The sequence below is a fragment of the Caballeronia sp. ATUFL_F1_KS39 genome, from assembly GCF_023630985.1.
GTDB classification, from domain to species: domain Bacteria; phylum Pseudomonadota; class Gammaproteobacteria; order Burkholderiales; family Burkholderiaceae; genus Caballeronia; species Caballeronia zhejiangensis.
On sequence record NZ_JALQDZ010000056.1, the window covers coordinates 221,981 to 243,004 of the forward strand.

A 21,024-nucleotide genomic window follows, 5' to 3' on the forward strand; every position below is an offset into this window, starting at 1 on the left:
GGAACCCGCCGCCGGGCATATCTCGCCGCTTCCCGTCTGCCGTTTTGCCGCCGTCCACAGTCGGAATCTGGCAAGCATGGAGCCGGGGCTGCACCTCGACTATCGCGTCGTCTACCGCAGGGGCCGCCCCGGCATCGCGTTTCACGATGGTGCCTTGCCGAAATAGCACGTACAACGCAGTGCGTCTGGCGCATGATGCTCTCACAACACCGACCCGCCGAGCGTACGCAAGCGTTCGCAAACGGCGCATTCACGGAGTGAGACGAAGCGATGCAACTCGAACAAGGAGCGGGTCGCCCGCGCACGCTTTACGACAAGATCTGGGACCGTCACCGGGTCATGTCGCGTGACGACGGACAGGATCTGTTGTTCATCGACCGCCATTTCATTCACGACGTCACCGCGCAGTCCTTCGATCTGTTGCGTCAGCGCGGCCTGACGCCACGCTCCCCCGAGCGCATCTTCGGCACGGCGGATCACTACGTTTCCAGCGTCGCAAACGACCTGTCCGCGGTGGCCGACCCGGAGCGGCGCGGCATGATTCAGGCGCTTCAGCGCGACGCCGCCGAGTCTCGGATCACGCTGTTCGACATGGACGATTCCCGTCGCGGCATCGTTCACGTGGTCGGGCCCGAGCAAGGGTTGAGCTTGCCCGGCATGACCGTCGTCTGCGCCGACAGCCACACATCGACACATGGGGCGATGGGCGCGCTTGCTTTCGGAATCGGCGCGACCGAGGTGGCTCACGTGCTCGCCACGCAATGCCTGTGGCAACGCAAGTCGGGCAACATGCGCGTCACACTCGATGGCAGGCCGGGCACGGGCGTCACCGCCAAGGACCTGATTCTCGCCGTGATCGCCCGGATCGGCGTGGCCGGCGCCGTGGGCCACGTCATCGAGTACGCGGGCTCCGCGATCTCCGGCCTGTCGATGGAAGGCCGGCTGACGCTCTGCAACATGACCATCGAAGCTGGCGGGCGAGCAGGCATGATCGCACCGGACGAAACCACGTTCGCGTACATCGCGGGGCGTCCCTACGCACCCGATGGCGATGCGTGGGACCGCGCGATGTCGCAATGGCGCGACTTGTTCACCGATCCCGGCGCGCCCTTCGATCGGGAAATACACATCGACGTCTCCGACATCGCCCCTATGGTCACGTGGGGCACGACGCCCGAATACGCCTGCGGCATCGACGGACGCGTTCCCGATCCCGCGCGACAAGCCGACCCGGATCGACGCGCGGCGATGTCGAAAGCGCTGAACTACATGGGGTTGCCTCCGAACGCGGCGCTGGAAGGCGTGGCGATCGACAGGGTGTTCATCGGATCGTGCACGAACGGGCGCATCGAGGATTTGCGCAGCGCGGCGGAGGTGGCGCGCGGCCGCCGCATCGCATCTGGCGTCGAGGCGTGGGTCGTGCCGGGCTCGCACGAGGTACGGGCTCAGGCCGAGGCGGAAGGACTGGACCGCGTGTTCAAGGAAGCCGGTTTTCAGTGGCGTTATCCCGGCTGCTCGATGTGCCTTGCAACCAACGGCGATATCGCCGCGCCCGGGCAGCGTTGCGCTTCCACTTCGAATCGCAATTTCGTGGGCCGTCAGGGACCGGGGGTGCGCACGCATCTGATGAGTCCGGCCATGGCTGCTGCCGCTGCCGTGACAGGGCGTCTGACCGATGTGCGCCGTCTCCTGGGAGCATGAAATGGAAAGCCTGATTCACCTCGATGCGGTCGCCGTCCCGATCGCCGGCATCGATTGCGACACGGACCAGATCCTGCCCGCGCGCTTCCTGCAAAAACCCCGCTCCGACGATTTCGGCCAGTTCCTCTTTCGTGCGCTGCGCTTCGGTCCGGATGGCGCCGAGAAGCCTGAGTTCGTGCTCAACCAGGCGTCGTTTCGCGAGGCGCGCATCGTGGTGGCGAACCACAACTTCGGTTGCGGCTCTTCGCGGGAGCACGCGGTCTGGGCGCTGTATGACTACGGAATCCGGGCGGTGATCGCCCCGAGCTTCGGCGATATCTTCTTCATCAACTGCCTGAAGAACGGGCTGCTTCCGATCGTGCTGCCGGAGAGCGTCGTGCTTCCGCTCCTGGAAAGCCTCGGCAGCAGGGCAGTCAGCCGGATCTCCATCGACGTGCCCGCGCAGACCGTGACGTTACCCGATGGCGCTTCGCATCCTTTCGATATGGAGCCCTTCGCGAAGGAATGCCTGCTGCGCGGCATGGACGAGATCGATTACACGCTTTCGCATCGAGACCGCATCGATGCATTCGAGCGCAATCGTGCCGATGCATGGTGAGGCGCGCGCTTTCCAAAACGACCTGGAGGAGTTCAGATGAAGATTGCAGTCATGCCCGGTGATGGCATCGGTCCGGAAGTAGTGGCGCAGGCGCTCAAGGTGCTGCAAGTCGTGGCGCCCCATGCAGAGACCCAGGAGGCGCATATCGGCGAGGCCGGCATCCGGGCGCACGGCGTACCCCTTCCGCAGCCCACGCTCGACGTGGCGCGCAAGGCCGACGCCATCCTGTTCGGTGCGGTAGGCGTCGCGGACGAAGCAGGGATACCCCGCGAGCGTCGTCCCGGAACGGGTCTCCTGCAGTTGCGCGAAGCGCTCACGCTGTACGCGAACTTCCGTCCGGCCTATATGTTCCCGGAACTGATCGGCGCTTCGACCTTGCGGCCGGAAGTCGTCGATGGACTCGACATCGTGATCGTTCGCGAGCTGAACGGCGATGCCTATTTCGGTCAGCCGCGCGGCTTCGAGACCAACGAGGCAGGCGAGCGCGTCGGCTTCAACACGATGCGCTATTCGGAATCGGAAGTCGAACGCGTCGCGCACGCGGCTTTCCGCGCCGCTCGTCGACGTCACCACAAGCTGTGCTCGGTGGACAAGGCCAACGTGCTGGAGGCGAGTCAATTGTGGCGCGAAACTGTCACGCGCGTCGGGCGGGACTATCCGGACGTCGAACTGAGCCATCTCTTCGTCGACGCCGCCGCCATGATGCTGATGCGCCGGCCCAAGCAGTTCGATGTCATCGTCACGGGCAACTTGTTCGGCGATATTCTGTCGGACGCCGCGGCCATGCTGACCGGATCGATCGGCATGCTGCCGTCGGCTTCGCTGGGCTACGACCGCAAAGGGCTGTACGAGCCCGTGCATGGGTCGGCGCCGGACATTGCAGGCAAGGACATCGCCAATCCGCTTGCTGCCATCCTGTCGCTCGCGATGATGCTGCGCGAGAGCTTCGAGATGGAAGACGCCGCCGAGCGCGTCGAACAGGCCGTGCGGGCCGTGCTGTCCGCCGGCTACAGAACCGCCGATATCCATCAGGAAGGTACGCAAAGCGTCGGCACCCGTGACATGGGCGATGCAGTGGTCGAAGCCTTGCAGAAAGAAGTCGTTTAGGGCGGATCGCGGCCTGGACCGGCTGGCAGCGCGGCGTCACGATCACGCAAGGCCAGCCTTGCAGGGCAGTTTTCGCACCCACATCCCTTGAAAGGGAGGAGACAACCATGAAGCTGAAACTCGCAGTTGCACTGTGCGCAGCCGTGGGACTCGTTTGCGCATCGGCCACGGCAGTGGCGAAGGACACGCCTGAGAAGCCCGAGCTGCACATCGCGGCGGCGTCGACGGGCATCACATACCTGCCGATGCTCGTCGCCAAGCAGCGCGGCTATTTCAAGGACGAGGGGCTCGACGTAACCATCGCCGCATTCTCGGGCGGCTCGAAGACGCTGGAGGCCTTGTTGGGCGGCAGCTCCGATATGGTGGCGGGCGCGTACTCGAACACGATCACCATGGCGACGAAGGGTCAGCACCTCGTCGTGGTGGCCGCACAAGTGATTTGCCCGGGATGGATCTTCGGCGTATCGCAGAAACACGAGACCGACGTCAAGTCGCCCAAGGATTTGAAGGGCATGCGAATCGGCGTGAGCGCGCCAGGCTCCAGCACGCACATGGCGGTCAACTACATCCTGCACAAGGCGGGGCTGCAGCCTTCGGACGTATCGATCATCGGGGTGGGGCAGGCGGCCGGCGCCGTTGCGGCGGTGCGTGCGGGGCAAATCGATGCGCTTATCGTCAACGATCCCAGTGCCACGATCCTGACGAAAGACGGCAGCCTGAGACCGCTCGAGAACATGCGTACGGCGGACGGCAACGTGAAGGTGTTCGGGGCGGACTATCCCGAGTCGAGCGTATTCGCGACGCAGGACTTCATCGACAAGAATCCGAAGACGGTTCAGGCAGTCGCCAATGCGATCGTGCGCGCGGAAAAGTGGATCGCCACGGCGACGCCGCAACAGGTCGCCGACAACGTGCCGCCGCAGTTTCTGGGCGATAACAAGGCGCTCTACGCCGAGGCCTTCACGAACAGCCGACGCTGCATCGCGCAGAACGGGGAAATCACGGCCAAGGGCGCCCAAACGGTGCATGAAGTGCTTGCGGCCTTCGACCCGGCGGTGGCCTCGGCCAAGATCGACCTCGCCACGACCTACGACAATCGATTTGTCAGAAAGGCGGCAGAGGTCCAGCCATGAGCACCGCCGCGTATAGCGTCCCGCTCGACAGCGGACAGGCGGAAGCGCGCGAAGCGTTACGCTTCGACAACGTGACCTGCACTTTTGCCGGCAACGGCAAGAGAGCGCAGACCTACACCGCGGTTTCCGGCGGAAGCCTGACGATACGAGACGGCGAGTTCGTCTCGATCGTCGGTCCTACGGGTTGCGGCAAGTCGACACTGTTGAACGTCGCCGCCGGGCTTACCCGGCCTTCGTCGGGCAGCCTGAGCGTGTTCGGCAAGAAACTGACTCACGGTCTCAACACGCAGGCCGCCTACCTGTTCCAGGTCGATGCGCTCATGCCGTGGAAGACCGCCGAAGAGAACATTGCCATCGGCCTGATCTTTCGCGGGATGCCGCGCGAAGAAGCCTTGAGCGTCGCCCGCGGCTGGCTCGAGCGAGTAGGGCTGCAAGGTCATGGGAAGAAATATCCGCATCAGATGTCGGGCGGCATGCGCAAGCGGGCCGGTCTCGCGCAAGCCCTGGCGCTCAATCCCCGCATCATTCTGATGGACGAGCCGTTCAGCGCGCTCGATATCCAGACCCGTCATCTGATGGAAAACGAGCTGTTACGGCTGTGGTCGAACGACCGCAAGTCCGTGATGTTCGTGACTCACGATCTCGAAGAGGCGATCTCGCTTTCCGACCGGGTCATCGTGCTATCGGCGGGACCGGGTACACGACCTATCGCTGAGTTCGAGATCGATCTCGAGCGGCCGCGCGAGATGTCGGAGATCCGGATGACGCAGCGTTTCCTTCAACTGCACACCCAGATATGGGACGTGCTTAGAGGCGAGGTTCTGAAAAGCTATGCGCGCAATCGAGTTTAGTCCAGGCAATCGCTTCACCGTTCTGGCGACGCGGCTCGCAATCCTGCTCGGCGTCCTGTTCATCTGGTGGCTCGGCACGTATCAGAAATGGCTGTCGCCGTTCTTCTTCGGCGATCCGGTAGGCGTGGCGCGTCGCATCGTCGAGTGGTTCGTCACGGGCTCGGTGTTTCGCCATCTGTACACGACGCTGCTCGAAACGATGCTTGCGTTCGCAATCGGCACGGTTCTGGGTTTGGGATGCGGTCTCTGGCTTGCCCTTAGCCCGTTTCTGGCGGTCGTGTTCGATCCGTTCATCAAAGCGATGAACTCCATGCCGCGCCTGATTTTCGCGCCGATTTTCGCGCTTTGGTTCGGGCTGGGCATCTGGTCGAAAGTCGCCTTGGGCGTGACGCTCGTCTTCTTCGTGGTTTTTTTCAACGTGTTCCAGGGTGTGCGCGAAGTGAGCCCGACCGTGCTCTCCAATACGCGGATGCTCGGGGCGAACTCGCGTCAACTGATGAGGCATGTGTATCTGCCATCGGCGACGAGCTGGGTGTTTTCGAGCCTGCACAACGCGATCGGCATCGCGTTCGTCGGCAGCGTGGTGGGCGAGTATCTGGGCTCGGAGAAAGGCGTTGGCTATCTGATTCTGCTGGCCGAAGGCGTGTTCGATATCAACTCGGTCATCGCGGGGATTCTGGTGCTGACCGTGTTCGCGCTAGTGCTCGATACGGCCGTATCGATGATCGAAGACTATCTGCTGCGCTGGCGCCCCGTGGCCGGACAGACCGTTGCCGCCAGCGCGTGAACGCGCGATCCAACCTGAAGGGACTAAATTGCAGACGAACACAATCAATCTGGCGGACCGCGTCGCTGTCGTGACGGGCGGCGCCCAAGGCATCGGTCTCGAAGTCGGCCGCCGGCTGCTCGAGTCCGGTGCGCGACTCGTGGTCTGGGACGTGAATCCTGCTGGCATCGAGCAGGCCCGTACTCAACTGCGCCGGCACGACGTTCACTTCGAGCGCGTCGACATTGCCGATTACGCGAGCGTGCAAGCGGCTGTCGCGGCGACGCTGGAATCGATGGGACGTATCGATATCCTCGTCAACAACGCGGCGATCGTCGGCCCGAATGCGCCTCTGATCGACTATCCGATCGATATCTGGAAGCAGGTCATGGAGATCGACGTGAACGGCACGTTCCATTGCTGCCGTGCGGTGGTCCCGGAAATGGTCCGTCAGAACTACGGCCGTATCGTCAATCTCGCTTCGGTCGCCGGCAAGGAAGGCAATCCGAATGCGGCGGCCTACAGCTCGGCGAAGGCCGCGGTCATCGCAATGACGAAGTCGCTGGGAAAGGAGCTGGCACGTCACGACATCGCGGTCAATTGCGTGACACCGGCCGTTGCGCGCACGCCCGGCGCGATGGAGCAGGCGCCCGAGCATATCGAGTACATGCTGGGCAAGATTCCGCGCGGCCGTTTCCTCGAACTGAATGAAGCCGCGGCGATGATCGCGTGGCTCGTCAGCGAAGAAAATTCCTTCACCACCGGAGCGGTTTTCGATCTGTCCGGCGGTCGCGCCACCTACTGAAGCGAGCATACATATGAAGCTGTTGCGCTACGGTTCACCGGGCGAAGAGAAGCCGGGCCTTCTCGATGCCGATGGACATATCCGTGACCTGTCGAACCATGTTGCCGATATCGCCGGCGACGCTCTGCTGCCGGATAGCCTCGCACGCCTGAAAGCGCTGGACATTGCGTCGTTGCCGCGCGTGGAAGGCAATCCGCGTCTGGGCCCCTGCGTGGGCGGCACGCGCAAGTTCATCTGCATCGGCCTGAATTATTCCGACCACGCAGCGGAAACCGGCGCCACGGTGCCGCCAGAGCCGATCATCTTCATGAAGGCCACGAGTGCGATCGTCGGTCCGAACGACTCGATCGAGATTCCGCGCGACTCGCTCAAGACCGACTGGGAAGTCGAGTTAGGCGTGGTCATCGGCAAGACGGCCAAGTATGTCGGCGAGGCCGATGCGATGAACCATGTCGCGGGCTATTGCGTCATCAACGATGTGTCCGAGCGCGCGTTTCAGGCGGAGCGTCAGGGCCAATGGACCAAGGGCAAGTCGGCGGATACGTTCGGTCCGACCGGGCCCTGGCTCGTCACCGCGGACGAAATTCCCGACCCGCAGACGCTGCCGATGTGGCTGGAAGTCAACGGACATCGCTATCAGAACGGCAGTACGGTCACCATGGTGTATGGCGTGCGATATCTGGTTTCATACCTGTCGCAGTTCATGTCATTGCAGCCGGGCGACATTATTTCCACGGGCACGCCGCCCGGAGTCGGCCTGGGGCAGAAGCCTCCGGTCTATCTAAAGGCGGGCGATATCGTGACGCTAGGCATCGAGGGCCTCGGGCAGCAGCGCCAGAACGTCGTGCAGGGTTGAACGCTTCGTGGCACGGTCGCGCGAGAAATATTCGACGGAGACAAACTATCGTGACAGCGCTTTGGCGTCAGGTTTCCATTGCATTGGCAATCTTCGCTGCCGTCTCGACTGCATCGGCCGCGAGCGGCGCGCCTGTGCCGGAGAAGCCGAAGCTGCATCTGGCGGCGGCGGGCGTCGGCTTTCCTTACCTGCCGTTCGTCATTGCGGACAGCCGGGGCTACTTCAAACAGGCCGGGCTGGATGTCGAAATCGGCGTGTTCAGCGGAGGCGCTAAGGCTCTGCAGGCGATGATGGGCGGAAGTGCCGACATCGTGGCAGGCGCCTACTCCAATACGATAACCATGGCCGCCAAGGGGCAGAAGCTGGTCTCGTTCGTGACGCTGGCCTCGTGCCCCGGATGGGTGTTCGGTGCGACGCGCGCGAGCCACGACAAGGTCAAGACTTATGCGGACCTGAAAGGCATGCGTATCGGCGTGAGTTCGCCCGGATCGAGCTTTCATATGGGCGTGAACTATCTGCTGAGCAAGTCCGGCTTGAAGCCCGGCGACGTGTCGATCATCGGCGTGGGTTCATCTGCCGGAGCGATCGCTGCGGCGCGCAGCGGTCAGATCGACGCGTTGATGAGCAACGACCCGGTCGCCACCGTTCTGCAGGGCAGCGGCGATCTGTTTCCGTTGGCCGTGATGCGAGACCCGGCCGGCACGCGCGCGACACTGGGCGGCGACTATCCGGAAGCGGCCATGTACACGACGAGAGATTTTCTCGTCAAGTATCCGAATACCGTGCAAGCGGTGACGAATGCGATCGTCGAGGCCGAGCGCTGGATGGCGCATGCGACGCCCGAACAGGTCGCCGCCGCCGTGCCGCAGCAATATGCGCTGGCCGAAAAGGATGTCTTCGCTCGTGCGTACGCCAACATGCGAAGCTGCATTTCGCGCGACGGCCTGATGACGGACGCCGCCGCGCATACCGTACACGATGTCCTGACCGCATTCGATCCCGAAATCGGCAAAGCATCGATCGATCTGAAGGCCACATACGACAACCGTTTCGTCGAGAATGCGGACAAGCGTTGAACCGAGGAGACCAGACATGGAGAGCGACATCCGCATCCTGGCGGAGGGCCTGATGTTCCCCGAGGGACCGGTGGCGATGGCCGATGGCTCGGTCGTGCTGGTCGAAATCGAGCGCGAGACGATCAGCCGCGTATCCGTCGACGGCAGCGTGAGCGTCGTTGCGGAAACAGGCGGAGGGCCGAACGGTCTCGCTGTGGGTCCGGACGGCGCTTTCTACATCTGCAACAACGGGGGATTCCTGTTCCGTACCGTTGCGGGGCTCAATCGCACTCGGCCGGGTATCCATCCAGGCTATACGAGTGGGCGGATCGAACGGTTCGACCCGCGCACGGGCACGCTGACGACGCTCTACGACCGCTGCGGCGATCAACCGCTGTGCGGGCCGAACGACATCGTGTTCGACCACGAAGGCGGTTTTTACTTCACTGATTTCGGCAAGAACCGGCTGCGCGATCGCGATCACGCGGGTCTTTATTACGCGCGAGCCGACGGGTCGATGATCGTCGAAGTCGCGTATCCGCTTACTACCGCGAACGGCGTCGGTCTGTCGCCCGACGATCGCGTGGTCTACGTCGCCGAAACAGAAACGGCGCGCTTATGGGCGTTCGACCTGGAGGAACCCGGCCGGGCGCGCAAGCATCCGTATCCATCGCCGCACGGCGGACGTCTCGTGTGCGGGCTTCCGGGCTACCAGCGATTCGACAGCCTGGCCGTGGACGCGGCAGGAAACATTTGCGTAGCGACGCTCGTCACGGGTTGCATCACCGTGGTCGCGCCGACCGGCGAGGTGATGCGGCAAGTCATGGTCCCCGACGGCATGGTGACGAACATCTGCTTCGGAGGCGCCGACATGAAGACAGCGTATGTCACGATGTCCGGCACCGGGCGTCTGGGTGCGCTGTCGTGGCCGGAACCCGGATTGAGGCTAGCTTATTCGTGATTGCCGGGCTGCTGCTGCGCGCTTGCGAGCAGGTGTTTGAGGAAGAGCTGGACGGGTGCGGGAAGTGACTCTGCCTCACGCACGCAGATTTTCCAGTGCCGCTCGGCCCACGGTTCGTCCAGCAGGACAGCAACCAGCGGCGCCGAGCTGACGTAGCGCTCGGCGTGATGCTCGGGCACGAGTCCCACGCCAAGGCGCGCTTCGACCATGCTGCGCACCGGCTCGAAGCCATTGACCCGGATAGACAGCTTGAGCGGATGGTCGAGGTCTGCCGCCGCGCGCAACACCAGCGAATTCAGATAGCTTCCTTCCTGAGGCCCCACGAGCGGATATCGCGCCACCTCGCGAAACTTGAGACGGCCGGCACGGCCCAGCGGATGATCGGGCGGCATGATGACCACGAGGCGGTCGCTTCGGTACGGATAGACCTGCAGGCCGGCAGTTACCGTGGTGCCGCCGAATACGCCGATATCGGCAGTGTTTTCGGAAACGGCGCGCACGACAGCAGGGCTCAGGCTCTCCTGAAGGTCGATGCGCAAAGCTGGATGGAGATCCAGGAAATCGCGGATATCCTTGGCGATGTACTGGACGATGGTGGAGAGGCTGGCGTGTAGCCGGATCTGACCGCGAACGCCTTCCGCGTGGTCGAGCAATTCGCTTTCCATCTGCTGGATGTCGCGCAGCAGCGTCCGTGCGTGTTGCAGCAGTGCTGCCGCCGCGACGGTCAATTCCAGCCCCTTGTTGCTACGCACGAACAACGCCGTCTTGAGGATGTCTTCGAGCTGCGACATGCGCTTGCTGAGCGCCGAAGCCGCGATGTTCTCGAATTCCGCAGCCCGCGCGATGCTGCCGTGTTCGCAGACGGCGACGAAAAGCTTCAGCGATTGGAGGTCGAAGCGCAAGTGAATCTCCGGGGACGCGATCGCTCGCGCCGCGACGTTTTCATGACGCGAGAATAGCCATGGAGCCGGCAGGAAGTCAATCGAGCGCAGCCGTCAGGGTGTCTGCAACCCGCCGTCCATCAAGCGCGTCTGCGTCCATAGCGTGACGTTACGCTCGCACGGATACTTCGCCGCTTCACGCTCATCGAGATCGACGCCCAAGCCCGGCTTTTCGTTGGCATGAACGAAGCCGTTGCGAAACTGAGGAAGTCCCGGGAACACATCGAGCAGTGCCTCACGCGGACCTTTCAGTTCCTGAATCACGAAGTTCGGCGGCTCGGTGCCCGACCATTCCTGCACGCCGAAATTACGCGATGCAAGGTCGATATGAATGTTCGCTGCGTGCGCGAGCGGCGACATGTCGCCCGGACCATGCCAGGCTGTCCGCACGCCGAATTGCTCGGCGAAGATCTGCAGTTTTCGCGCCGCGGTGATGCCGCCGATCTGACTCAGATGCACGCGAATGAAGTCGATCAACCGCTCCGTAATCAGAAAGCGCCATTCATACGGATTGTTGAATAGCTCGCCTTGCGCCAGCGGCGTCGTGGTTTTCTCGCGCAGCTGGCGCATCCATTCGCCTTCTTCGAGCGCGATCGCATCTTCGAGAAAGAACAACTCGAAAGGCTCGAGCTCGCGGGCGAAGCGAATCGCCTCCACCGGCTTCAGACGCTCATGCACGTCGTGGCACAACGCGACATCGAAGCCGATCTTGCTGCGGATGCCATCGAACAGCTTGAGCGTGTCGCGAATGTACTTGCGGCTGTCGAGGTAAATGCCGTCCGCAGCGCCTTCCGGCGCATTCGATGGCGCGCGGCCGAATGCGCCGCCGCCGTATCCGCCGCTTTGACAGCGAACATGCGTGATGCCCTGCTCGCGATATCGCTGAATGTTGTCGCAGAGTTCGTTGAGATCGCGGCCATCCGCATGACGATAGATCGGCACGCCTTCGCGCACCTTGCCGCCGAACAACTGATACAGCGGCATGTTCGCCTGCTTGCCCTTGATGTCCCACAACGCCATATCGATGCCCGAGATCGCGTTGTTTTCGATCGGTCCATTGCGCCAGTACGCGTTCTGATGCATCAATTGCCAGAGCTCTTCGATCGCCTCGGCATCGCGCCCGATCAGCAAGGGCCGCAAGTAATCTTCGATCAGGCACTTGACCGCGAGATGCCGGTACGCGAAGGTCGCGCAGCCGAGCCCATACAAGCCGGGCTGATTCGTCTCGACCCTGACGACGATGAGATTGATGCCTTCAGGCGCGGTCAGGATGACCTTGACGTCGGTGATGAGCGTTGCCATGAGTTATTTCACGAGAAGCGAAGTCACGGAATCGGACTTGCTGCCCGTGCCTCCCTTGGGTGTCGAGCGCTGGCCGGTCTGCGCGGGCACCAGCATCATGAGGACGACCGACGCGAGCAGCGCCGCGGCCATGAACACATACGATGCGGAAGGACTGCCCGTCGCACCGTTCAGATAGCCGACGAGCCACGCGCCGAGGAAGGCGCCGAGCGCACCGCACGCGTTGATGAGACCGATCGCGCCGCCGAGCACATTGCTCGGAATCAGCTCGGGGACGAGCGCGAAGAACGGTCCGTAAGGCGCGTACATCGTGGCGCCCGCGATCACGAGCAACGTGAACGACAGCCAGAAATTCGACGTGCCGACGAGATACGAACCCACGAACGCGACCGTGCCGATCAACAATAACGGCCACACGAAGAGCTTTCGATTGCGCGTTTTATCGGACAGATATGATGCGAGCAGCATCAAAACGATGGCCGCGAGATACGGCACGGCGGAGAGCCAGCCGACCGAGACGATATCGATCGTTTTCGACGCCGACTTCAGAATCGACGGCAGCCACATGATGAAGCCGTACACGCCGATACTCCACAACGCGTGAATGGCGCAGCACTTGAGCACGATGGACGAACGGAACGCCGCCTTGTAGTCCCGCACCGGCGCGATATGCGCCTGCTCGGACTTGAGGATGGCATCGAAATCGGCTTTCTCCTTGTCGCTCATCCAAGGGGCATCGGCGGGACGATCCTTTACCGTGAACCACCACACGATGGCCCACAGAATCGCGGGCACGCCTTCGATCACGAACATTTCGCGCCAGCCGAAGTTGCGAATGAGATAGCCCGACACGATCGACATCCACAGCACCGTGACCGGATTGCCGAGAATGAGGAACGTATTCGCGCGTGAGCGTTCCGTGCGCGTGAACCATCGGCTGATGTACATGAGCATTGACGGCATCACCGCCGCTTCGACGATGCCGAGGATGAAGCGCAGCGCCATCAACGTCGGAATGTTGCTCACCATGCCGGTCGCGGCGGCGCATAGGCCCCACAAGATGAGGCTCGCGAAGATCAGCTTCTTGACGCTGTTCTTCTGTGCGTAGATCGCGCCGGGCACTTGAAACAGGCAGTATCCGAGGAAGAACAGCGAGCCGATCAGCGACGAGGTCGCCGACGTGATGCCCAGATCCTTGTCGATGCCCGCGGCCGCCGCAAAGCCGTAGTTCGCGCGATCCAGATAAGCGAGGCTGTACGTGATGAAGATGACCGGCATGAGATGCCACCATCTTTGCGGTGCGACCGTTTTGATGTTGTCCATGATGTCTCCGATGTCAAAGTACGGCGAGCCAGCCGCCATCGACGTAAATGATTTGCCCGTTCACATAGCTCGATGCAGACGACGCGAGGTACACCGCCGTACCGACGAGCTCTTCCGGCTTGCCCCAGCGTTGCGACGGATTGCTGTTCTTGACCCACTTGTCGAAGTCCGCGTTATCCACGAGCGCCTGATTCATGTCCGTCAGGATGTAGCCGGGGCCGATCGCGTTCGCCTGAATATCGAATGACGCCCATTCGGCGCTCATGGCGCGCGTGAGCATCTTGATGCCGCCTTTTGCGGCCGTGTAAGGCGCAACGGTCGCGCGCGCGCCTTCGCTCGTAAGCGAACCGATGTTGATGATCTTGCCGCCGCGCTTGCGCTCGATCATGCGACGCGCGGCTTCCTTCGCGACGATGAATGCGCTCGTCAGATTGGTATCGATCACGCGTTGCCAGTCGGCGAGCGCGAGCTCGATCATCGGCTTGCGGAACTGAATGCCCGCGTTATTCACGACGATATCCACTTCGATGCCCTCCGCATCCCACGCGGCGAACGCAGCGGCAACCGACGCTTCATCGGTGACGTCGAATGCGCGGCCGCGTGCGTCGAAGCCTTGTGCCTGCAGACGGCCGACAGCGGCATCGACGGTTTCGGCTTTCGTGCCGTTGACGATAACGCGCGCACCCGCCCTCGCCAGTCCTTCCACGAGCGCGTAGCCAATGCCGCGTGCCGAACCCGTGACGAGGGCCGTTCGGCCATTGAGATCGAACAACTTGTTCATGCGTGTTCCTTATGTGATGCGGTCGAAACGTCGACGCGAGCGCGTCCGCGCAGCCTCTTTGGCGAGGCTGCGTTCCTGGTTGCCAAACGATGATGTATTGCTATGAAGGCGTGTCGTTCACGGTGCGGGCAAGCGCCGCGCGATCGTCGAAGTCCTTTTCCGCGCGTTCGATCAGCGTGAGCACGGCTTGCTCCGCCGCATGTGCATCGCCTTGTTCGATCGCGATGCACAACGCTTCGTGCATCGGCAGCGAGCGGGCGGGGCCGCCCTCGATCTCCGAGCTCAACTCAAAGCTCGTGCGCAGAATTGCGGAGAGCGCGTTTTGCATCTGCTGAACAAACTGGTTGTGGCATGCCGTGAGAATCGCACCGTGGAACGCGAGGTCCGCCGGCACGTATTCGCCTTGTCCTGCAACGGCGCGCTCCATCGCCTTGAATGCGCGACGCACCGCGATGCGGTCCTCGGGCGTCGCGCGCTTCGCCGCGAGCTTCGCGGCATTCGGCTCGATGATCGTGCGCAGTTCCATCAGGTCGCGGATGAGGTCGTCATCGACCACGCCCGAACGTGCGCGCCATGTGATGACGTCGGGATCGAACAACTGCCAGTGCGAGCGCGGCAACACGATCGTGCCGTGACGGCGCCGCACCTGCAGCATGCCTTTCGCGGACAGCGACTTCATCGTCTCGCGAATCGTGATGCGGCTCACCTGCATGAGTTCGGCGAGTTCGCCTTCGGCCGGCAGGATGTCGCCGGGCGCGAATTTGCCCGCGCAGATCTGTTCGCCCATTTGATTGAGGACTTGCCTGTGCAAGGTCGGCATTCAGCTCCCTCTAGATCATACGTATGATTTGGAAGGTAGCAGACGATCTTTCATCGGAACAATCGGGGTTGACCCGGTGCAAGTGCATTGCCCGACGCGGGCATGAAACCTTGATATAGGTCGGCTCAACCATTCGGCGGGGCAGTCAACCTTTTGTACGGCTAGGCGGGCCTTTTCCGTTTCTTTAACGTTGAGTCATCGCTGTGCCGGTCTTCGGCACGCCGTCAGATCCAAGCAAGAGAAGGAAACATCATGACGCTCGACCTGCTTTCGCAAGCCGGGACGCCGCGCGCGCCCCTGATCGAACTCGAAGACCGATGGCGCAGCCCAAGCCCGCGCGTGCTGCAGCCCGCAGCGGATGCGCAGTCCGAGCGAATGGCAATGTCTCGCTGGCTGCATCACGGCGAAGCGCCGCTCGAAGCCGTCAACGAAGGCAGCGGCACGCATCATTGCGTCAGCCTGAATCTCCGGTGCGCGCAACTGATCTTTCGTCATGCGGGCCGCAAGCTGCTGCACGGGCGCGTGCCGGCCGGCGTGGTCCAAGTGACCGCGCCCGCGACGCGCGTCTCGGCCGTGTTCGAATCCGCGATGGATGTGCTGCATCTCTTCGTGCCGCAGCGGGCATTGGCGGAATGCTACGAGGATCTGTTCCAGCGGCCGCATGCGGGCGACATCGTGCTCGACGATCCGAAGCTGATACGCGATCCCGCGCTCGAACGTCTGGGACAAGCGCTCGCCGTCTGCAAGACGGAAGGCGCGGCGCCTGGCAGAGTGTTCATCGACAGCGTCGCCTGTGCAATCGTGTCGCGGCTCGTCGCGCGTCATTTCTCGGCGCCGGCCGTGCGCGGACGCGAGCCTTCGGCGCTGCCGCAATGGCGCATCAACCGCGTATCGGAGTTCGTCGAATCGCATCTGGCCGACAACATCAGCCTGGCCGACATCGCCGCGAGCACCGGACTCACACGGATGCATTTCGCTGCGCAATTTCGGCGCGCCACCGGCATGCGCCCGCACGAATACCTGCTGCAAAAGCGCATCGATCACGCGCAGGCGCTTTTGCGCACCTCGAAGCACAGCATTCTCGATGTCGCGCTTTCCTGCGGATTCCGCTCGCAGGCGCACTTCACGACGGTCTTCAAGCGTCTGGTCGGCGCTACGCCGAAGCACTGGCAGACGACGCTCGACGCGGCATGAGCGCTGTCCGATCGAATGGCGCGACTTCAATGAAACGCCGCCCCAGGGCGGCGTTTTCGTGTCCATCAACGAAGATCGTTCACTCTCCCGCGTGCGCGCCGCCCGCGAGCTTGCCGCGGAAGATGTGATACTGATAAAGGTTGTAGCCGATCATCACCGGAAAGACGAGTCCGATGCCGATGAGCATGAACGCGAGCGTCGGCGAGTCGGAAGCGGCTTCGAGAACGCCCAGCTTGCCCGGAATGAAATCGGGGAACACGCTGATCGCCAGTCCCGCGAAAGACAGCACGAAGAGCGCTACCGATGCGCGGAACGGCCCGCGCGAACTGCCGAGATAGAGCGATGCCATGATGAACGCCAACGCGGCCACGGCGCCGAGTGCGAGCACGATCAGCAGATGCATGACGCCCGGTTGCGACCACCGCGCATGACCGATATCGCTCCTGAACCACGTCGCCAGCGTGAGCGGCGCGGCGGCGGCCACCGTGAACATCGCGCTCAGCAGGGACATCCTGCGCGCCCATTGCTCGACCATGCCCGAGGTCTTCCCGACGAGCCAGGTCGCGCCGAGCAGGCAGTAGCCCGCGACGACGCCCATCGCCGTGACGACGACGAACGCGAGCGCCACCTTGCCGGGCGCGAGCCCCGTGATGACCTTGCCGAGCACGACGCCCTGCGAGAGCGCCGCGATCAGGCTGCCGATGCCGAACACCTTGTCCCAGAGCGGACCCTGATCCACGGTATGACGAAACTCGATTGCGGCGCCACGCATGATCAATCCCGCGATCAGCGCCATGACGGGCAAATAGAGATGCTCCATCAGCAGCGCATAGGCGGCGGGAAACGCGCCGAACAGTGCGCCGCCCAGCACGACGAGCCACGTTTCGTTGGCGTCCCATACATGACCGATCGACTGGACCATGACATCGCGGTCGGCGGACTGCCTGCGCAGCAGCGTGAGGATGCCGACGCCGAGATCGAAACCATCGGTGACGACATAGAAGACGAGCATCAGCCCGATCAGGCCGAACCATGTATCGGCGAGCATCGTATGAACGGCACTATCCATTTGCAGACTCCTGAGTTCAGTAACCGGTGACGGCGTTCGCTTTCGATCGAGCCGTCTCGCCGGCCATCGCGGCGGGCGGCATGATGTCCAGATCGGGGCCGGCGCGCAGCCACCGTCTTGCGAGCACGAAGAACGTGAACAGCAGCACGGCGTAGAAGGCGAGGAACATCGCGATACTGAGCGAGACCGAAGAGGCCGGAACCGACGAGACGGCATCGCGCGTGCGCTGCAAGCCGTACACGACCCACGGTTGCCGGCCGACTTCGCGCACGATCCAGCCCGCTTCCACCGCCACGTAGGGCAACGGGATGCAGAGCACCCACGCGAGCAACAGCTTGCGCCGGGCGAGCAGCGCATCGAGCTTTCCGCGCGTCTTGCGCAGCGCATACGCGGTCCAGAACGCAAGCAGCATGAACGCGAAGCCGATGCCCGCCATGACGCGGAACGCGTAGTAGAGCAGCGGCAGTGCGGGCGGCTGATCGTCGCGGGCGAAGTCGGTCAGTCCTTTCACCTGTCCGTGCAGCGAGTGCGTGCCGAGCACGCTCAGCATGCCGGGCACCTCGATGGACCAGTCGTTGCGTTGCGCCTCCCGGTCCGGCCAGGCGAGCAGGGACCAGGACGCGCCTGTGCCCGGCGCATTCGTCTTCCAGTGCCCTTCGATGGCCGCGCCCTTCGCAGGTTGTGTCTCGAACACACTCACGCCGCTCGAATCGCCCAGCCAGATCTGCAAGGGCGCGACGAACACCAGCACCAGCAGCGCGAGACGAAACGAGCGCACGAAGAACTCCGGATGACGCCGCCGGTAGAGATTCCACGCTGATATGCCGGCGATGACGAACATGCCCGTCTCGATGGCCGCGACCCACATGTGCCCCAAGCCCCAGACCATGTCGGGGTTGAAGATCGCCGCGAGAAAATCCGTCACGACGATCTTTCCGTCGACGATGGAATAGCCCGCCGGAGTCTGCATCCACGAGTTGGCGACCATGATCCAGAACGCCGAGATGCTGGAGCCGAGCGCGACCATCGACGTGGCGAACAGGTGCACGCCGCGCGACACCCGTCCCCAGCCGAGCAGCATCACGCCGATGAAACCTGCTTCGAGCATGAAGGCCATCGCGCCTTCGAAGCCCAAGATATTGCCGATGAACTGGCCGCTGAACTGCGAGAAGCCGGCCCAGTTGGTGCCGAACTGGAACTCCATCGGAATGCCGCTCACGACGCCGACCGCGAAGTTCAGCACGAGCAGCTTGCTCCAGAAACGCGCGTGCCGGTAATACGCAACGTCGCCGGTGCGGATCCACAGCACTTCGACGAGCACGAGAAACGCGGAAAGGCTGATGGTGAGAATCGGCCAGAGTATGTGGAAGATCGCGGTCATCGCGAACTGCGCGCGCGACAGGTCGAGTGCGTGATCAAGCATGATGTCCGGTTCCGTGTCGTTGATCGGTGGCGCTCGAGGCGTAATCGTCGACAGCGCCGCTACGCACGACCTTGACAGGCACCGACTTGTAGGCAGGCGTGCGGCTTTGCGGGTCGAACGCATGAAGCGGCACGAGCGGATTGACTTCCGGGTAGTACGCACCGCAGCACCCGTCGGGAAGCGCGTACTCGACGATCTTGAAGTTGCGGATGACGCGCTCGATACCGTCTTGCGCAATGGCCCGGATATCGACGCGATCGCCCGCACGCAGCTTGCGTTTCGCCAGCTCGCGCGCGTTCATGAACACCACGTCGCGCTGACCGAACACGCCGCGATAGCGATCCGAATGCGAATAGAGCGTCGTGTTGTACTGATCGTGGCTGCGCATCGTCGTGAGCGAGAGCGCTTCGGGATCGTCCTGCGCGGGATCTTCATCGAGACCGTCGAAAACGAGGAAATTCGCGCGGCCGGTGTTCGTGTCCCACACGCGCTCGCGCGCCGGCGAGCTCAGATGGAAGCCGCCCGGCACGCGAATGCGCGCGTTGTACGCCTGAAAGACCGGAAAGACGATCTCGATCGCGTCGCGGATGCGGTCATAGCTCGCGACGAGATGCTCCCAGGGCACGCGTGACTTCTCGCCGAGCGTGGCGCGCGCCATGCCCGCCACGATGGCCGGCTCGCTCATCAAATACGGCGATGCGGGATCGTTGCGCCCGGCGGACGCATGCACCATCGACATCGAATCCTCGACGGTGATCGACTGCGGCCCGTCCGCCTGAATGTCGATCTCGGTTCGGCCGAGGCAGGGCAGTATCAGCGCGTCCTTGCCATGTACGAGATGACTGCGATTGAGCTTGGTCGCGATATGCACCGTCAGATTCAGCTTGCGAATCGCGCTTTGCATGCGTTCCCAGTCGGGAATCGCCGCCGCGAAATTGCCGCCCAGCGCGATGAAGACCTTCGCTTCGCCGCGCATCATCGATTCGAGCGTGGCGACTACATCGTTGCCATGCGTGGGCGGCGGCGTGAAGCCGAACGCGCGCTCGATGCCCGCGATCAGTTGCGCGCTCGGCTTCTCCGTGATGCCGACCGTGCGATTGCCTTGCACGTTCGAGTGTCCGCGCACCGGACAGATGCCCGCCCCCGGCCGCCCGACATTGCCGCGCAACAGCGCGAGGTTCGCGATCTGCTGCACTGCCTCCGTGCCGCGGCGATGCTGCGTGATGCCCATGCCGTAAACAAGGATCGCATTGTTCGCGCGCATGTAGATGTTCGCCGCGTTCGTGATCTCGTCGCGCGTGAGTCCTGCGTGACGTTCGATCGCGTCCCACGGCGTCGCGCGCAGATCGGCGAGCAGCGCTTCGATGCCGTGCGTATGGCCTTCGATGAACTCGATATCGAGCACGCGCGGCTGATCGCAGGCGAGGGCGGCATCGTCGGCTTCGACGATCGCCTTCATCATGCCCTTGAGCGCGGCCACGTCGCCACCCACGCGCACCTGATAGAGAAACGAGCTGATGTTCGTGTAACCGAGCGTCGCCATCTCGACCGGATTTTGCGGCGATGCGAAGCGTTCCAGTGCGCGCTCGCGAAACGGATTGAACGACACGATCTTCGCACCGCGGCGGGCTGCGGCGTGCAGGTCGCTCATCATGCGCGGGCTGTTGGTGCCGGGATTCTGACCGAAGATGAAGATCGCGTCCGCATGCTCGAAGTCTTCGAGCAGCACAGTGCCTTTACCGACGCCGATGGATTGCGGCAGGCCCACGCTGGTCGCCTCGTGACACATGTTCGAGCAGTCGGGGAAGTTGTTGGTGCCGAATTCGCGCACGAAGATCTGGTACAGAAACGCCGCTTCGTTCGACGCGCGGCCGGACGTGTAGAAGTCCGCCTGATCCGGATGTTCGAGCGCGTCGAGATGACGGCCGACGAGGGCGAACGCATCGTTCCATTCGATCGGCACGTAGCGGTCCGATTCCGGGTCATAGACCATCGGGTGCGTGAGACGGCCCGCCATCTCGAGGTCGTAATCGTTCCATGCCGCAAGCTCGGAGACGCTGTGCTGCGCGAAGAACTCGGGCGTGCAGCGCATCGCGGTGGCCTCCCATGCAACCGCCTTGGCGCCGTTTTCGCAGAACTCGAACGACGAAGTATGTTTCGGATCGGGCCATGCGCAGCCGGGGCAGTCGAAGCCTTGCGGCTGGTTCATGCGCAGCAGCGTCTGCGCGCCCGACACGGCAATGCCCTGGATCTTCAGCGCCTCGCCGGTGGCCTTCAATGCACCCCAGCCGCCCGCAGGCTCGCTATAGATGCGTATCGCTTTCTTCTCGCTCATTTC

General features: G+C 63.0%; 19 protein-coding genes. 11 read left to right on the top strand and 8 right to left on the bottom strand.

The features are described 5' to 3' along the window. Positions 1 to 270: 270 nt before the first annotated feature. The 10 genes from leuC (at position 271) to NCR93_RS28685 (ending at position 9,833) form a co-directional block, all read left to right on the top strand. A complete protein-coding gene (leuC, locus tag NCR93_RS28640; protein WP_175980148.1) occupies positions 271 to 1,701 on the top strand; it encodes a 3-isopropylmalate dehydratase large subunit in 1,431 nt (476 codons plus the stop codon). A 1-nt stretch (position 1,702) separates the two neighbouring features. Continuing rightward, on the top strand, positions 1,703 to 2,299 hold the full coding sequence (gene leuD / locus NCR93_RS28645) for a 3-isopropylmalate dehydratase small subunit (protein ID WP_175980147.1): 597 nt from the start codon (positions 1,703 to 1,705) through the stop codon (positions 2,297 to 2,299). Between the two features lie 36 nt (positions 2,300 to 2,335). After that, positions 2,336 to 3,406, top strand: a complete 1,071-nt coding sequence (gene leuB / locus NCR93_RS28650) for a 3-isopropylmalate dehydrogenase (RefSeq protein WP_008346610.1) — start codon at positions 2,336 to 2,338, stop codon at positions 3,404 to 3,406. 107 nt (positions 3,407 to 3,513) lie between these two features. Further along, positions 3,514 to 4,539 carry an ABC transporter substrate-binding protein gene (locus NCR93_RS28655; RefSeq protein ID WP_008346612.1) on the top strand — a complete coding sequence of 342 codons (1,026 nt, stop codon included), beginning with the start codon at positions 3,514 to 3,516 and terminating at the stop codon, positions 4,537 to 4,539. Then, a complete protein-coding gene (locus tag NCR93_RS28660) occupies positions 4,536 to 5,390 on the top strand; it encodes an ABC transporter ATP-binding protein (protein WP_175980146.1) in 855 nt (284 codons plus the stop codon). Before NCR93_RS28655 ends, NCR93_RS28660 begins: the two co-directional genes overlap by 4 nt. Beyond that, positions 5,371 to 6,177: an ABC transporter permease gene (locus tag NCR93_RS28665; protein WP_008346615.1), complete on the top strand. Its 807-nt coding sequence runs from the start codon at positions 5,371 to 5,373 to the stop codon at positions 6,175 to 6,177. The genes NCR93_RS28660 and NCR93_RS28665 overlap by 20 nt, the downstream gene beginning before the upstream one ends. Positions 6,178 to 6,205: 28 nt before the next feature. Further along, positions 6,206 to 6,961 carry an SDR family NAD(P)-dependent oxidoreductase gene (locus tag NCR93_RS28670; protein ID WP_008346617.1) on the top strand — a complete coding sequence of 252 codons (756 nt, stop codon included), beginning with the start codon at positions 6,206 to 6,208 and terminating at the stop codon, positions 6,959 to 6,961. A 13-nt stretch (positions 6,962 to 6,974) separates the two neighbouring features. Beyond that, positions 6,975 to 7,817, top strand: a complete 843-nt coding sequence (locus NCR93_RS28675) for a fumarylacetoacetate hydrolase family protein (protein ID WP_175980145.1) — start codon at positions 6,975 to 6,977, stop codon at positions 7,815 to 7,817. A 50-nt stretch (positions 7,818 to 7,867) separates the two neighbouring features. Next, complete coding sequence (locus NCR93_RS28680) at positions 7,868 to 8,893, top strand: ABC transporter substrate-binding protein (RefSeq protein ID WP_175980144.1); 1,026 nt, start codon at positions 7,868 to 7,870, stop codon at positions 8,891 to 8,893. Between the two features lie 16 nt (positions 8,894 to 8,909). Further along, entirely contained in the window at positions 8,910 to 9,833 is a 924-nt protein-coding gene (locus NCR93_RS28685; RefSeq protein WP_175980143.1) for an SMP-30/gluconolactonase/LRE family protein, read from the top strand. Here NCR93_RS28685 and NCR93_RS28690 read toward each other — a convergent pair. From NCR93_RS28690 to NCR93_RS28710, 5 genes are all read right to left on the bottom strand, one after another. Beyond that, entirely contained in the window at positions 9,824 to 10,735 is a 912-nt protein-coding gene (locus tag NCR93_RS28690) for a LysR family transcriptional regulator (protein WP_008346626.1), read from the bottom strand. The two genes, NCR93_RS28685 and NCR93_RS28690, sit on opposite strands and share 10 nt — an antisense overlap. Positions 10,736 to 10,828: 93 nt before the next feature. After that, positions 10,829 to 12,076, bottom strand: a complete 1,248-nt coding sequence (locus NCR93_RS28695) for an enolase C-terminal domain-like protein (RefSeq protein ID WP_175980142.1) — start codon at positions 12,074 to 12,076, stop codon at positions 10,829 to 10,831. Between the two features lie 3 nt (positions 12,077 to 12,079). Next, complete coding sequence (locus NCR93_RS28700; RefSeq protein WP_239295320.1) at positions 12,080 to 13,399, bottom strand: MFS transporter; 1,320 nt, start codon at positions 13,397 to 13,399, stop codon at positions 12,080 to 12,082. A 13-nt stretch (positions 13,400 to 13,412) separates the two neighbouring features. Beyond that, positions 13,413 to 14,180, bottom strand: a complete 768-nt coding sequence (locus NCR93_RS28705; protein WP_175980141.1) for an SDR family oxidoreductase — start codon at positions 14,178 to 14,180, stop codon at positions 13,413 to 13,415. Between the two features lie 100 nt (positions 14,181 to 14,280). Next, positions 14,281 to 15,000, bottom strand: coding sequence for a FadR/GntR family transcriptional regulator (locus tag NCR93_RS28710; RefSeq protein ID WP_175980140.1), 720 nt, complete (start codon positions 14,998 to 15,000; stop codon positions 14,281 to 14,283). 252 nt (positions 15,001 to 15,252) lie between these two features. Between NCR93_RS28710 and NCR93_RS28715 the strand changes: the two genes are divergently transcribed. Continuing rightward, positions 15,253 to 16,194, top strand: coding sequence for a helix-turn-helix transcriptional regulator (locus NCR93_RS28715; protein WP_175980139.1), 942 nt, complete (start codon positions 15,253 to 15,255; stop codon positions 16,192 to 16,194). A gap of 79 nt (positions 16,195 to 16,273) precedes the next feature. Here NCR93_RS28715 and NCR93_RS28720 read toward each other — a convergent pair whose 3' ends face one another. Genes NCR93_RS28720 through NCR93_RS28730 form a run of 3 tightly spaced genes read right to left on the bottom strand, consistent with a single transcriptional unit; the run spans position 16,274 to position 21,021 of the window. Continuing rightward, on the bottom strand, positions 16,274 to 17,263 hold the full coding sequence (locus NCR93_RS28720; protein WP_175980138.1) for a cytochrome d ubiquinol oxidase subunit II: 990 nt from the start codon (positions 17,261 to 17,263) through the stop codon (positions 16,274 to 16,276). Between the two features lie 16 nt (positions 17,264 to 17,279). Next, positions 17,280 to 18,686 carry a cytochrome ubiquinol oxidase subunit I gene (locus NCR93_RS28725; protein WP_175980137.1) on the bottom strand — a complete coding sequence of 469 codons (1,407 nt, stop codon included), beginning with the start codon at positions 18,684 to 18,686 and terminating at the stop codon, positions 17,280 to 17,282. Beyond that, a complete protein-coding gene (locus NCR93_RS28730; protein ID WP_175980136.1) occupies positions 18,679 to 21,021 on the bottom strand; it encodes an FdhF/YdeP family oxidoreductase in 2,343 nt (780 codons plus the stop codon). The genes NCR93_RS28725 and NCR93_RS28730 overlap by 8 nt, the downstream gene beginning before the upstream one ends. Positions 21,022 to 21,024: the final 3 nt, after the last annotated feature.